Origin of the sequence: Sphingomonas folli, from assembly GCF_019429525.1 — a bacterium.
GTDB lineage: Bacteria > Pseudomonadota > Alphaproteobacteria > Sphingomonadales > Sphingomonadaceae > Sphingomonas > Sphingomonas folii.
In genome coordinates this window covers 19981-32524 of sequence record NZ_JAHXZL010000009.1, presented here as the reverse complement: position 1 = coordinate 32524, position 12544 = coordinate 19981, and the positions used below count along the sequence as shown (strand labels likewise).

The following is a 12544-nucleotide window of genomic DNA, read 5'->3' as shown; positions in this document are numbered from 1 at the left end:
ACGAGCTCAGGATGACGCCCGCGCTTCGGGAAGCACCTGCGCCCTCACTCCCCGTACGTTGGCTTCACGTGGAACAAGCCGCGCTCACCGCTCCCGCGTGGCGGCGAACCGCACCTTCGCGTAGCGATCCGCGATATAGCCGACCTCCCAGGCGCTCTTCGCCAGGAACACCGGGTTACCGTCGCGGTCCTTGGCCATCGCGCCGCGGTTGAGGTCCATGAAATCCTTGAGCGCGGCGGGCTCTTCCGCCGAGACCCAGCGTGCGGTGTCGTACGGCGCGGGCTCCAGCGCCGCCGCCACCTTGTACTCCACCTCGAGCCGCGACAGCAGCACCTCGAGCTGGAGCTGCCCCACGACGCCGATGATCCAGTTGGACCCGATCTCCGGGTAGAAGACCTGGGTCACGCCCTCCTCGGCCATGTCGTCGAGCGCCTTGCGCAGCTGCTTGGTCTTGGTCGGGTCCTTGAGCTGGACTCGGCGCAGGATCTCGGGCGCGAAATTGGGCAGGCCGGTGAAGCGCACGTCGGCGCGCTCGCTCAACGTGTCGCCCACGCGCAGCGTGCCGTGGTTGGGGATGCCGATGATGTCGCCGGGGAAGGCCTCGTCCGCCACCTCGCGGTTCTGCGCGAAGAACAGGATCGGCGAGTGGACCGCGATCGGCTTGCCATGGCCGGTCGGGGTCAGCTTCATGCCGCGCTTGAAGGTGCCCGAGCACAGCCGCATGAAGGCGATCCGGTCGCGGTGGTTGGGGTCCATGTTGGCCTGGACCTTGAAGACGAAGCCGGTCACCTCGTCATTCTCGGGTGCCACCGGGGCGGGCTCGGCCGGCTGCGGGCGCGGCGGCGGCGCGTGCTCGGCCAGCGCGGCGATCAGCTGCGCGACGCCGAAGTCCTTGAGCGCCGAGCCGAAATACACCGGGGTGAGGTCGCCGTGGCGGTATGCCTCGGGGTCGAAGGCGGGGTAGCCGATCTGCGCCAGCTCGATCTCCTCCTGCCAGCGCTCCGACAGGACGGGCGAGTCCTCGACCGTGCCGAGGAAGGCGCGGCTGTCGCCCTCGGGCCGGCTGATCCGGTTCGACGCGAGATCGAGCACGCCCTCGAACTCGCCGCCCATGCCGATCGGCCAGCTCATCGGCGACACGTCCAGCGCGAGCATGTCGGCGATCTCGTCGAGCAGCTCGAACACGGGCCGGCCCTCGCGGTCGACCTTGTTGACGAAGGTGATGATCGGTACCGAGCGCAGCCGGCACACCTCGAACAATTTGCGCGTCTGCGGCTCGATCCCCTTGGCGGCGTCGATCACCATCACCGCCGAGTCGACCGCGGTCAGCGTGCGATAGGTGTCCTCCGAGAAGTCCTCGTGGCCCGGCGTGTCGAGCAGATTGAAGGTGATGCCGTCGTGCTCGAACGTCATCACCGAGGAGGTGACCGAGATGCCGCGCTGCTGCTCGATCTTCATCCAGTCCGAGCGCGCGCGCCGGTTCTGCCCGCGCGCCTTCACCTCGCCGGCGAGATGGATCGCGCCGCCGAAGTACAGCAGCTTCTCGGTGAGCGTGGTCTTGCCCGCGTCGGGGTGGGAGATGATCGCGAAGGTGCGGCGGGGGGAGGTCATGCGGTGATCCGGATCGGGCGCTGGCAGCGCGAATGTTGCGAATGTTGAGTCGGTGGGCGGTATGGCGCGAGGGTTGAGACCGACGTTGGTGCGAATGGTGACGATATGGGGTCGCTGGCGGATAAGCGGCGGTGGCGGAGCGGGACGGTCTGGCGAGGGAGCGCCCCGCGGGGTGCCGATAGCAAAGCGCGGCGACGTGGGACAGGGGCGGGTGGCGCCTAGAGTCTGATCCACCTCCATCGATCCGTGCTCCGGCGAGGGCCGGAGCCCAGGGCCGCAGGCGTGACGCTCGCGGCTCTGGGCTCCTGCGTCCGCGGGAGCACGGCGGGGTCAGAGCAGAAGATGTCGTCTGCCGGCGCGGCGTGGGGTGAAGCAGGACGATATCACCGCACCGGATCGCGTCGCCCGCCCCTGCCGCCTCACTCCTCCGCCGGCTCGCCGCGTCCCTTGAAGCCCTGCGCCACGACGAACCACTCGACCGAGCCCTTGCGGCTCGCCGGCGGCTTGGCGTGCTTCACCGCGGTGAAGTTGCGCTTCATCTCCGCCACCAGCGACGAATCGGCGCCCCCCGCGAAGACCTTGGCGACGAACGTCCCGCCCGGGCGCAGCACGTCGACCGCGAAGGCCAGCGCGGTCTCCACCAGCGCCATCGTGCGCAGCGCGTCGGTCTGCGGGTGGCCCACGGTGTTCGCGGCCATGTCGGACAGCACCAGGTCGGGCGCGCCGCCCAGCGCCGCCATCAGCTCGCCCGGCGCGGCGTCGTCCATGAAGTCCATCTCGAAGATCGTGACGCCGTCGATCGGATCGACCGGCAGCAGGTCGATCCCCACCACCGCGGCGCCCGGCGCCTGGCGGCGCACCACCTGGCTCCACCCGCCCGGCGCGATGCCGAGATCGACCACGCGTCTGACGCCCTTGAGCAGCCCGAAGCGCTCGTCCAGCTCGATCAACTTGTAGGCGGCGCGGCTGCGATAGCCCTCGGCCTTGGCACGGCGGACATAAGGGTCGTTGAGCTGGCGCTCGAGCCAGCGGGTGGATTGCGCGCTGCGGTTGCGCGCGGTCTTGACGCGTTGGCGCCCCGCCCCGGTGCCCCTCACGCTCCGCTACGCCCGGTCACGCGAGTCACGCCTCGGTCTCCATCAGCCGGCGCAGGATGCCCTCGCGGATGCCGCGGTCGGCGACGCCGAGCCGCTCCGCCGGCCACAGGTCGAGGATGCCCTCGAGGATGGCGCAGCCCGCCACCACCAGGTCGGCGCGCTCGCGCCCGATGCACGGCAGCTGCGCGCGCTCGCCGAGCGACATCGCCGCCAGCTCCTGGCTGATCTGGCGCATCGCCGCGGCGGGCGCGATCAGCCCGTCGACCTGCGCGCGGTCGTAGCGCTCCAGCCCGAGATGGACGCTCGCCAGCGTCGTCACCGTGCCCGAGGTGCCGAGCAGTCGCGGCGGCGTGGCGGGGCGGGGCAGCCGCGCCGCGAAGGGCGCGAAGCTCTCCGCCACCAGCGCGCGCATCCGCTTGTAGGCGCGCTCTCGCTCCTCGGCCGAGCCGCCGCCGCCCGCGCTCTCGGTCAGCGAGACGACGCCCCAGGGCGCGCTGTGCCAGTCGCGCACCACCGGCACGGTCGCGTCGGCGTCGACCAGCACCAGCTCGGTCGAGCCGCCGCCGATGTCGAACACCAGCGCCGGGCCGGTGCCCGGCTCGAGCAGCGCGTGGCAGCCGAGCACCGCCAGCCGCGCCTCCTCCTCGGCCGAGATGATGTCGAGGTGGATGCCGGTCTCGGCGCGGACGCGCGCGATGAAATCGGTGCCGTTGCTGGCGCGGCGGCAGGCCTCGGTCGCGACCGAGCGCGCCAGCGTGACGTTGCGGCGGCGCAGCTTGTCGGCGCAGACTCGCAGCGCGGCGATGGTGCGCTCGATCGCGGCGTCGGACAAGGCGCCGGTGTGCGCCAGCCCCTCGCCGAGCCGGACGATGCGCGAGAAGGCGTCCACCACCGCGAAGCCGTCGCCGTGCGGCCGCGCGATCAGCAGCCGGCAGTTGTTGGTGCCGAGGTCGAGCGCGGCATAATGTCGCGCACCGCCGCGCGCGGGGCGCGGCTGGGGTCGGGCCGAACGGGCAGGATCGGGCTCCTGCCGGCGCGGCAATTGGGCGGGAAAGTCCACCATTGCCGTCACACTCTCTCATCTTCTTCCGGACGCGACCCGCGCGCGGCGCGCGGTCACCCGGTGCTTGATGGTAACGCTACACGCTGCGGCGACGAGCGGCAAGGCGGCCATTGACAGGGGCGGCGCCGCCTTCTAGTTGCGCCCCCCTGTTGCCCCGTCGTCTAACGGCAAGACTACGGACTCTGACTCCGTCAATCGTGGTTCGAATCCACGCGGGGCATCCAGCTTCCGCCGCGTCGACGGCGATGACCGGTCGGCCGTCCGCGCCATCTCGGCAGCGATGCGGGCCCGGGCCATGCCCATGGCGTCTCTCGCGTCCGGATCGCCTCGCCCGTCCGCCGTCGTCCTGTCGGGCGGGCGGTGGGGCCGACACCTTCCTCCACCTTAGGCGCCGCATCCTCGAGGTCCGGCGTCGGCGCGGCGTGACTCGCCTCGGCGCGCGCGCGGCTTGCATTTGCGCCCCGGCGCGACGAACGAGGCCGCAGCCTCACCCTAGGAGACCGACGTGGCGCGTATCCTCATCACCGGCGGCTGCGGCTTCGTCGGCCGGCACCTGGTCGCGCGGCTCGCGCGCGAGGGCGGGCACGAGCTGTGGATCATCGACGATCTCTCCACCGGCAAGCCGCCGGCCGAGTGGGAGGTGCCGCGGCTGCGCGCGCTCGGCGAGGAGGGCGGGGTGCAGCGCCACGAGCTGGTCGGGCTCGACCAGCAGGTGCGGCTGATCCGCGCCGACTTCGTCGCGGTGGCGCAGGCCGAGCTGGGCATGACCCCGTCGCTCGGGCTCGCGCCGCTGCCGCGCTTCGACGAGATCTACCATCTCGCCTCGGTGGTGGGCGGGCGCAACGTGATCGACAACGACCCGCTCGCGGTCGGCATCGACCTCGCGGTCGACAGCAGCTTCTTCCTCTGGGCCGCCAAGAAAGCGCGGCCCGAGCGCATCCTCTACGCCTCGTCGAGCGCGGCCTATCCGATCGACCTGCAGGGGGCGGGCGAGAGCCGCGCGCTGCGCGAGGACGACATCTCCTTCGACAAGCGCCTCGGCCTGCCCGACTATACCTATGGCTGGAGCAAGCTGACCGGCGAGTATCTCGGCCGCATCGCGCATGAGAAATACGGGCTGAGCGTCGGCGTGGTGCGTCCCTTCTCGGGCTATGGCGAGGACCAGGACGTGGTCTATCCCTTCCCCGCGATCGCGCTGCGCGTGGCGGCGCGACGCGACCCGGTGCGGGTGTGGGGCTCGGGCGAGCAGACGCGCGACTTCGTCCACATCGACGACGCCTGCGACGCCTGCGTCCTGGTGTGCCGCGGCGTGAGCGACGCGCGCGCCTTCAACATCGGCACCGGCACGCCGACGCGCTTCCTCGACCTCGCCGCGCGGATGGTGGCGATCGAGGGCTATGACGCGCCGGTGATCGGCACCGCGGGCAAGCCGGTGGGCGTGGCGGAGCGCTACAGCGACCCGTCGCGGATTCGCGACGCGCTCGGCTGGCGCCCGACGATCGCGCTCGACGACGGCATCCGCCGCGCGCTCGACTATGCGCGGGGGCGGCTGGCGCGGGGGATCGCGCCGGAGATGTGAGGTGGTCGTCGCTTCTCTTCTGTTCCCCGGCGAAGGCCGGGGGCCAAGTGGGATCAAGGTGGCGGGCCTCGTCAGCGTCCCCCAACTGGGCCCCGGCCTTCGCCGGGGAACGATGAAGGTCGCGCCAGGCCCTCACCAGCCTCGCCCCAACATGCGTCATGATTTGGAGGGGGCATGCGGCTATGTCCTCCGGCATCACCCCCGCCCGCTGATCTCCGCGCCCGCTTTGGGGTCGAACCGCAGGTTGACGAACAGCGCCCCCAGCGAGATCGCGGTCACCGTCCAGAACGCCGCGGAGAAATCGGGGAAGTCGGGCCGGGTCCGGCCCCCCGCCGCCATCGACACGTGCAGCGCGGTCGCTCCCGCGCAGATGCCGAGCGACAGCATCAGCTGCTGGAAGGTCGAGTAGAAGCTGGTCGCCGCGCTCATCCGCTCCTTGGCGATCTCGTCGTAGGCGATCGTGTTATAGGCGGTGAACTGGAACGACATCAGGAAACCCGACACCAGCATCACCGCGAACACCGCGGGCAGCGGCCAGTCGGGGCGGAACAGCCCGCACAGCGCGTAGCTCGCGCTCGACAGCAGCCCAAGCCACACGAGGCTGGTGCGGAAGCCGAAGCGGCGCAGCAGCCGCGGCGCGGTGCCCTTCATCGCGAACGAGCCCATCGCGGTGGCGAGCGTCATCGACCCGCTCTCCGCCGCGCTCAGCCCGAAGGCGAGCTGCATCACCAGCGGCAGCAGGAAGGGCTGTGCGCCCTGGGTGATGCGGGTCAGCGAGCCGCCCAGCACCGAGAGGCGGAAGGTCGGCACGCGCATCAGCGAGAGATCGAGGATCGGGTGCGGCACGCGCGCGGCGTGGCGCCAGTAGAGCATCGCCGCGACCGCGCCGACGAGGATCAGCGCCGCCGCGAGCGCGCCCTCGCCGGCGCGGCTGGCCAGTTCGAAGCCGAACAGCAGGCAGCCGAGCGCCACGGCGGAGAGCAGGAAGCCCGGCCAGTCGAAGGCGTGCACCCCGGGCTCGCGCACGTCGACGATGAAGCGGCCGACCAGCAGGATGCCGAGCGCGCCGATCGGCAGGTTGAGCCAGAAGATCCAGCGCCAGTCGAGATAGGTGACGATGAAGCCCCCCACCGGCGGGCCGATGATCGGACCGATCAGCGCGGGCATGATCAGCCAGGACATGGCCGAGACCATGTCGCGCTTCGCCACCGAGCGCAGCAGCACCAGCCGGCCGACCGGCATCATCATCGCGCCGCCGATCCCCTGGAGAAAGCGCGCCAGCGCCATCGTCGTCAGCGTCGGTGCCAGGCCGCAGGCGAGCGAGCCGAGCACGAACACGGCGATCGCGGCGCGGAACACGTTCTTCGCCCCGAACCGGTCCGCGACCATGCCCGAGGCGGGGATGAACATCGCCAGCGCCACCAGGTAGGAGGTGAGCGCGACGCTCATCTCGGGCGCGCGCACCGCGAAGTCGCGCGCCATCGTCGGCAGCGCGGTGGCCAGCACGGTGGCGTCGAGATGCTCCATGAACATCGCGCAGGCGATGATCAGCGCCACGGTACGGTAGCGCGGGTTGTGCGGCTCGCCGCCGTCATGGTCGGCGGTGGTCGCCACCGCGTCGCCGGCGGGAACGATGCCGTCGCGCACCTCCGAGTTGACCGAGGCGATGCCGCGGCGGCGCGGGCGGAGCAGCGGGGGCAGGAGGTTCATCGCGGACGCTAGTGCGCCTCCGCGCCGCGGCGATCAACCGCACCCGCCAGGATCCTGCCGCATCGCACAAAAATGCTTGATTGTCGTGACCCTCGTCACTATTGTGCAGTGCAACAAGAGGAGCGGTCCTGATGTCGGATGAGACCCTGCCCGCGGCGGAGACCCCGTCGATCCGGCGCGCCCGCGCGCCCAAGCGCTCCCAGCCGGCCGCCGCGGCGGCCTCCTCCACGGCTGCCCCGGCGCTCGCCGTCGCGGCACCGCCCACGCCGGCTGCCGCCGACGCGGAACCGCTGCCGGCGGACGACACCGCCGGCCAGCCCCAGCCGCCGGTGGAGCAACCCGCCGGCCCGACGCCGCCGGCAGAAGCCGCGGCCCCGATCGCAGCGAAGGAAGCCGACATGACCGACACGATGACGTCGTTCGCCGACAAGGCGCAGCAGGACACCCGCTCGGCCTTCGCCGCCGCGGGCGAGCAGGGCCGCTCGACCCTGGAGAAGGGCCGCAAGGTCGCCGAGGACATGGCCGATTTCGGCAAGGGCAACGTCGAGGCGATGCTCGAGTCGGGGCGGATCGCGGCGCAGGGGCTCGAGGCGATGGGCCATGAGGTCGCCGCCTTCGTGCGCGAGCGTTTCGACAGCACCGCCACGACGGTCCAGTCGTTCGCCTCGGTGAAGTCGCCGACCGAGCTGATGCAGCTCCAGGCCGATTACTGGCGCGGCGCCTTCGACGCGATGGTCAAGGAGGCCTCGCGCTCGACCGAGGCGACGCTGAAGCTGGCGGGCGACGTCGCCAAGCCGCTGCAGAACCGCTTCGCGCTCGCGGCCGAGAAGATCAAATCGGCCGCCTGACACGGGACGATCCCGCGATGGACGATACGGGGCGGGCGGTCGCGGCGACGCGGCCGCCCGCTCGCGTCCGGCTCGCACCGCCTCCGCTGCGATTCCGCGCGCAACGGTCTTGCCCTCACCCGAGTCGATGCCATATCCCGCCCCTGGCGATGCAGCAGCACAGCTTCCCGATGATGGTCGACCCCCGGCTGGTGGGTGAGGACAATGACGCGGAGAACGGCGGGACCGGTCTCGGCGTCGCCACGCGCACGCGCGCGCGCACGAAGAAGCCCACGCCCTATCGCGTGCTGATGCTCAACGACGATTACACCCCGATGGAGTTCGTCGTCCTCTGCCTGCAGCGCTTCTTCCGCATGTCGACCGAGCAGGCCACCCAGGTGATGCTCCACGTCCATCAGAAGGGCGTCGGCGTCTGCGGCGTGTTCAGCTACGAGGTCGCCGAGACCAAGGTCAGCCAGGTGATCGACTTCGCCCGGCAGAACCAGCACCCGCTGCAATGCACGCTCGAGAAGGCCTGAGCGCCTAGCGCGCCGCACCGACCGCGTCACCTGTGTTCCCGGCGCCACGCTGCCGGCCCGCGCCGCCGCAAAGCGACGCCATGGTAACCACTTCTCCACCGCTGCACGGTTAACCAGCCGCCTCAGACATTAGCTGTCTTCGGGGAATCGCATGTTCGCGGGTATCGGCCTGGTCATCCTTCTGGGAATGGTGTTCGGCGGTTTCGCCATCACCGGCGGCGCGCTCGGCCCCGTGTTCGAGGCGATCCCGCACGAGATGCTGATCATCGGCGGCGCCGCCGCGGGCGCGCTGATCATCGGCAACTCGGGCAAGGAGCTCAAGGCCATGGGCGGCGGCATCGCCAAGGTCTTCAAGGGCCCGAAGTACAAGAAGCAGGATTATCTCGACGTCATCTTCCTGGTGTCGAAGCTGATGAAGATGCTGCGCATGGAGGGCCCGATCGCGCTCGAGCCGCACGTCGAGGATCCGAAGTCGTCCGCGGTGTTCGCCGAATATCCCAAGCTGCTCAAGGATCACACGCTGGTCAACCTGATCGCGGACACGCTGCGACTCGTCGTGGTGTCGTCGGGCACGCTCGACGTCCACGCGGTCGAGGACGTGATGGACAATGCGATCAAGACCCACCACCACGAGGTCGAGGGGCCGCATCACACGCTGCAGAGCCTCGCCGACGCTTTGCCCGCGCTCGGCATCGTCGCCGCGGTGCTCGGCATCGTGAAGACGATGGGCTCGATCGACAAGCCGCCGTCGGTGCTGGGCGGGATGATCGGCTCGGCGCTGGTCGGCACCTTCATGGGCGTGCTGCTGGCCTATGGCATCGTCAACCCGCTCGCCAGCCGGCTCCAGCAGGTGATCGCCGCGGACGGCGCGATCTACCACGTCGTCAAACAGATCATCATCGCCTCGCTGCACGGCCACCCGCAGCCGCTGGTGATCGAGGCGGCGCGCTCGGGGATCGACCACAAGAACCAGCCCGGCTTCGCCGAGGTGTTCGACGGCCTGCGCGGCAAGTAAGGCGGGGAGCGACTGAGCCATGGCCAAGGCCCCGCACGGCGCGAACGTCCCGCCGAAGATCATCTACAAGAAGATCTACATCGAGGGCGGCGGCGGCCACCACGGCGGCGCGTGGAAGGTCGCCTACGCCGATTTCGTCACCGCGATGATGGCCTTCTTCCTGCTGCTGTGGCTGCTCGGCGCCACCACCGAGAAGCAGCGCAAGGGCATCGCCGACTATTTCGCGCCGACGCTGATCGACAAGAAGCGCGTCGGCATCGGCGGCAACGGTCTGTTCGGCGGCGAATCGCTCACCTCCAAGATGAAGATGGGCCCCAAGGCGGGCATGTCGGACATCCGCGCGGTGGCGATCGTCACCTCCACGCCGCAGAACGCCGAGGTGAAGGGCTTCGGGCCGAAGGGCTCGCTGCGCAGCGCGGCGCAGGCGACCAAGGAGGACGCCAGGAACTTCGCCAAGCTGCGCGACGAGGTGATGAAGCGCATCGCCGAGACCAAGGAGCTGGCGCGGCTGGCCAAGCACATCCGCTTCACGATGACGCCGCAGGGCCTGCGGATCGACCTGGTCGACGACGCCGATTACTCGATGTTCGCGCTCGGCACGACCGCGCTCGAGCCCGAGGCGGCCGAGCTGATCGGGCTGGTGGCGCGCGGCATCAAGGATATGCCGAACCCGATCATGATCCGCGGCCACACCGACAGCCTCGCCTGGGGCGACCCGCGCGCGATGAACAATTGGATGCTGTCGTCGGGCCGCGCCGAGGCGACTCGCCGCCGGCTCGCGTTGGCGGGGCTGCCCGAGACGCGCTTCAACCGGATCGAGGGCGTGGCCGACCGCGAGCCGATGGTGGCGGACAACCCGCAGGACCCACGCAACCGCCGCGTCGCGATCACGCTGCTGTACCGCGCGGGCACGTTCGGCGACTGAGGCGCCGTCGCCGAGCTGAACGGAGATCGCAGCGCCGCGACAGTCGGTTACACTTTCGTCCGCGCGCTGGGACACTTTCGCCAAGGACGAGTTCTATCTCTCTCTTCACCGGGCCGCGACCCAGCGGCCGAGTGTAAAGGAGCGTGACATGAACCGTCTCAAGACCGTGATCGCCGGGCTCGGGCTCGCCGCCGTCGTCGTGCCGGGGATCGCCAGCGCGGCGCCGTGGCAGTCGATCAACCAGCGCCAGGCGCGGCTCGACCAGCGCATCGACCAGGGCATCCGCTCGGGCGCGCTGACCCGCGTGGAGGCGCGCCGCGTCCGCGCCGAATCGCGGCAGCTCGCCGCGCTCGAGGGTCGCTACCGCCGCGACGGCCTGTCGATGTCGGAGCGCCGCGACCTCGACCGCCGCTTCGACGCGCTGAGCGCGCGGGTGCGCTACGACAAGCACGACCGGCGCCAGTATCGTCGCTGAGGCGACATGGGCCTGCTCCCCGCCCGGGTGGGGGCCCATCGGCGGAGCGGACGGTTCGGTCCTCCCGAACTGTCCGCGCCACGCGGCGCGGTCGCGCCGCTCCTCGCCACCCCCTCGGCCCCGGCCTTCGCCGGGAAAAAGTGAAAAGGGGAGCGTGGCGCCGTCGCTACTTCCCCTTGAGCAGCGCCTCGTCGATGTCGTTGGCGCGCTGCCACGCCGGGCGGGCGCGCACGCGGTCGAGATAGGCCATGAAGGTCTCGCGCGGCTCGAGCAGCCCGAAACCGGTGAAGAAGCCCACCGCGCTGCCCACGAACACGTCCGCCGCGGTGAAGCGGTCGCCGGCGACATAGTCGCGCTCGGCCAGCGCCTGCTCGAACGCGTCGACCGCGCGCGCGAAGCTGGCATAGCCCACCATCCCCTCGCGCTCCTTGGGCACCTGCACGCCGAGCGCCTTGTCGACCATCGCCGCCTCGAGCGGGCCCGACGCGAAGAACAGCCAGCGGTAATAGGCGGCGCGCTCGTCGCCGCGCGGCGCGAGCCCGGCCGCGGGGAAGGCCTCGGCGAGATAGGCGCAGATCGCCGCCGCCTCGCTCACCACCTGCCCGTCGTGGACGATCACCGGCACCTTGCCGAGCGGGTTGGCCTCGAGCAGCGCGGCGGGTTTCTTGTCGAAGTCGATCACCACCGACTCATAGGGCGCGCCGATCTCCTCGAGCATCCAGCGCGCGCTGCGGCTGCGCGACCGCGGGTGGGTGAAGAAGGTGAGAGTCATCGGTCAGGCGTCCAGATGCTGGTGGAGGAAGGCGGTGGTGCGCTGCCAGGCGAGGTCGGCGGCCGCCTTGTCGTAGCGCTCCGCCGAGGTGTCGTTGTTGAAGGCGTGGTCGACGCCGGGATAGGTGAAGGCCTCGAACGGCTTGCCGGCGGCGCGCAGCGCGGCGACCCAGGGCTCGGCGGTCTGCGCCACGCGGGCGTCCTTGCCGGCATAGTGGAGCAGCAGCGGCACCTGGAGCCTGGTCGCCTCGGCGGGGTCCGGGGCGGGGCCGTAATAGCTCACCCCCGCGGCCAGCGCCGGCCCGGCGGCGAGCGCGACCCGGTCGACGAGCGCGCCGCCCCAGCAGAAGCCCACCGTGCCGACCTTGCCGTTGCCGTTGGCACGCCGACCCAGCCGGGTCACCACCGCGACCGCGGTGGCGATCGTGGCGTCATAGTCGAGCCGGCCGATCAGCTCACGCGCCTTGTCCTCGTCCGTCGGCGTGCCGCCCGCGCTCGACAGGAAATCGGGCGCGAGCGCGAAGAAACCGGCGAGCGCGACGCGGCGCGCGACGTCCTCGATATGCGGTTGCAGCCCGCGATTCTCGTGGATCACCATCACCGCGCCGAGCTTGCCCGCGGCCTGGCGGGGCGCGGCGAAATAGCCGGTGATGCTGCCGCCGCTCGCCAGCTTGAAGCCGCCCTTGCGCGTGATCAGTCGCTTGTCCGCCGGGTCGACCTGCGCCGCGCTGGCGGGGCTGGCGGCGATGCCGAGGATCAGCGCCTCCGCCGCCGCCGCCGAGCCCGCCAGCGCGGTCATCTGGCGCAGCAGCGTGCGGCGGTCGCGATGCTCGTGCGTGAAGTCGTCGTACAGCCGCACCGCGGCGTCGCGCAGCCCAGGGTCGTTCCGGTCCATCGCCCGCTCCCGTGATTCGTCGCTTCTCGGGCAGGAG

Annotated in this window: 12 protein-coding genes and 1 tRNA gene; 7 read left to right on the top strand and 6 right to left on the bottom strand. The window is 70.9% G+C overall.

All coding sequences use genetic code 11. From position 1 onward, the window contains the following. Positions 1-84 precede the first annotated feature (84 nt). The 3 genes from KZ813_RS13975 to KZ813_RS13965 all read right to left on the bottom strand — a co-directional run bounded on the left by KZ813_RS13975 (position 85) and on the right by KZ813_RS13965 (position 3771). On the bottom strand, positions 85-1611 hold the full coding sequence (locus KZ813_RS13975) for a peptide chain release factor 3 (RefSeq protein ID WP_219755602.1): 1527 nt from the start codon (positions 1609-1611) through the stop codon (positions 85-87). Positions 1612-2030: 419 nt separating this feature from the next. Then, positions 2031-2708, bottom strand: a complete 678-nt coding sequence (locus tag KZ813_RS13970) for an RlmE family RNA methyltransferase (RefSeq protein WP_219755601.1) — start codon at positions 2706-2708, stop codon at positions 2031-2033. Between the two features lie 25 nt (positions 2709-2733). After that, positions 2734-3771 carry a Ppx/GppA phosphatase family protein gene (locus tag KZ813_RS13965; RefSeq protein WP_219755600.1) on the bottom strand — a complete coding sequence of 346 codons (1038 nt, stop codon included), beginning with the start codon at positions 3769-3771 and terminating at the stop codon, positions 2734-2736. Positions 3772-3921: 150 nt separating this feature from the next. Here KZ813_RS13965 and KZ813_RS13960 point away from each other — a divergent pair. Together KZ813_RS13960 and KZ813_RS13955 are read left to right on the top strand one after the other, a co-directional pair. Further along, positions 3922-3995 (top strand) — tRNA-Gln (locus KZ813_RS13960). Positions 3996-4276: 281 nt separating this feature from the next. After that, entirely contained in the window at positions 4277-5350 is a 1074-nt protein-coding gene (locus tag KZ813_RS13955; RefSeq protein WP_219755599.1) for an NAD-dependent epimerase/dehydratase family protein, read from the top strand. Between the two features lie 195 nt (positions 5351-5545). Here KZ813_RS13955 and KZ813_RS13950 read toward each other — a convergent pair whose 3' ends face one another. Continuing rightward, positions 5546-7060, bottom strand: a complete 1515-nt coding sequence (locus tag KZ813_RS13950) for an MDR family MFS transporter (protein WP_219755598.1) — start codon at positions 7058-7060, stop codon at positions 5546-5548. 131 nt (positions 7061-7191) lie between these two features. On the opposite strand from KZ813_RS13950, the gene KZ813_RS13945 reads away from it, so the two are divergent. The 5 genes from KZ813_RS13945 (at position 7192) to KZ813_RS13925 (ending at position 10841) form a co-directional block, all read left to right on the top strand. Beyond that, the gene (locus KZ813_RS13945) at positions 7192-7908 is read left to right on the top strand and encodes a phasin family protein (protein ID WP_219755597.1); all 717 of its coding nucleotides are present in this window, start codon (positions 7192-7194) and stop codon (positions 7906-7908) included. Between the two features lie 170 nt (positions 7909-8078). After that, on the top strand, positions 8079-8426 hold the full coding sequence (clpS, locus tag KZ813_RS13940) for an ATP-dependent Clp protease adapter ClpS (RefSeq protein WP_373369283.1): 348 nt from the start codon (positions 8079-8081) through the stop codon (positions 8424-8426). A 151-nt stretch (positions 8427-8577) separates the two neighbouring features. Then, entirely contained in the window at positions 8578-9441 is an 864-nt protein-coding gene (motA, locus tag KZ813_RS13935) for a flagellar motor stator protein MotA (RefSeq protein WP_183922857.1), read from the top strand. Positions 9442-9460: 19 nt separating this feature from the next. Further along, a complete protein-coding gene (locus KZ813_RS13930; RefSeq protein WP_219755596.1) occupies positions 9461-10366 on the top strand; it encodes a flagellar motor protein MotB in 906 nt (301 codons plus the stop codon). Positions 10367-10514: 148 nt separating this feature from the next. Further along, a complete protein-coding gene (locus tag KZ813_RS13925; RefSeq protein WP_219755595.1) occupies positions 10515-10841 on the top strand; it encodes a hypothetical protein in 327 nt (108 codons plus the stop codon). Positions 10842-11007: 166 nt separating this feature from the next. Here KZ813_RS13925 and KZ813_RS13920 read toward each other — a convergent pair whose 3' ends face one another. Continuing rightward, a complete protein-coding gene (locus KZ813_RS13920; RefSeq protein WP_219755594.1) occupies positions 11008-11613 on the bottom strand; it encodes a glutathione S-transferase family protein in 606 nt (201 codons plus the stop codon). A gap of 3 nt (positions 11614-11616) precedes the next feature. Beyond that, complete coding sequence (locus tag KZ813_RS13915) at positions 11617-12507, bottom strand: dienelactone hydrolase family protein (RefSeq protein ID WP_219755593.1); 891 nt, start codon at positions 12505-12507, stop codon at positions 11617-11619. Positions 12508-12544 lie beyond the last annotated feature (37 nt).

Excerpts from the sequence above, each read along its gene's own strand:
- clpS (WP_373369283.1), top strand. The coding sequence starts at position 8,079 with ATGATGGTCGACCCCCGGCTGGTGGGTGAGGACAATGACGCGGAGAAC.
- KZ813_RS13930 (WP_219755596.1), top strand. The coding sequence starts at position 9,461 with ATGGCCAAGGCCCCGCACGGCGCGAACGTCCCGCCGAAGATCATCTAC.
- KZ813_RS13945 (WP_219755597.1), top strand. The coding sequence starts at position 7,192 with ATGTCGGATGAGACCCTGCCCGCGGCGGAGACCCCGTCGATCCGGCGC.
- motA (WP_183922857.1), top strand. The coding sequence starts at position 8,578 with ATGTTCGCGGGTATCGGCCTGGTCATCCTTCTGGGAATGGTGTTCGGC.
- KZ813_RS13915 (WP_219755593.1), bottom strand. The coding sequence starts at position 12,507 with ATGGACCGGAACGACCCTGGGCTGCGCGACGCCGCGGTGCGGCTGTAC.
- KZ813_RS13965 (WP_219755600.1), bottom strand. The coding sequence starts at position 3,771 with ATGGTGGACTTTCCCGCCCAATTGCCGCGCCGGCAGGAGCCCGATCCT.
- KZ813_RS13950 (WP_219755598.1), bottom strand. The coding sequence starts at position 7,060 with ATGAACCTCCTGCCCCCGCTGCTCCGCCCGCGCCGCCGCGGCATCGCC.
- KZ813_RS13925 (WP_219755595.1), top strand. The coding sequence starts at position 10,515 with ATGAACCGTCTCAAGACCGTGATCGCCGGGCTCGGGCTCGCCGCCGTC.
- KZ813_RS13975 (WP_219755602.1), bottom strand. The coding sequence starts at position 1,611 with ATGACCTCCCCCCGCCGCACCTTCGCGATCATCTCCCACCCCGACGCG.
- KZ813_RS13920 (WP_219755594.1), bottom strand. The coding sequence starts at position 11,613 with ATGACTCTCACCTTCTTCACCCACCCGCGGTCGCGCAGCCGCAGCGCG.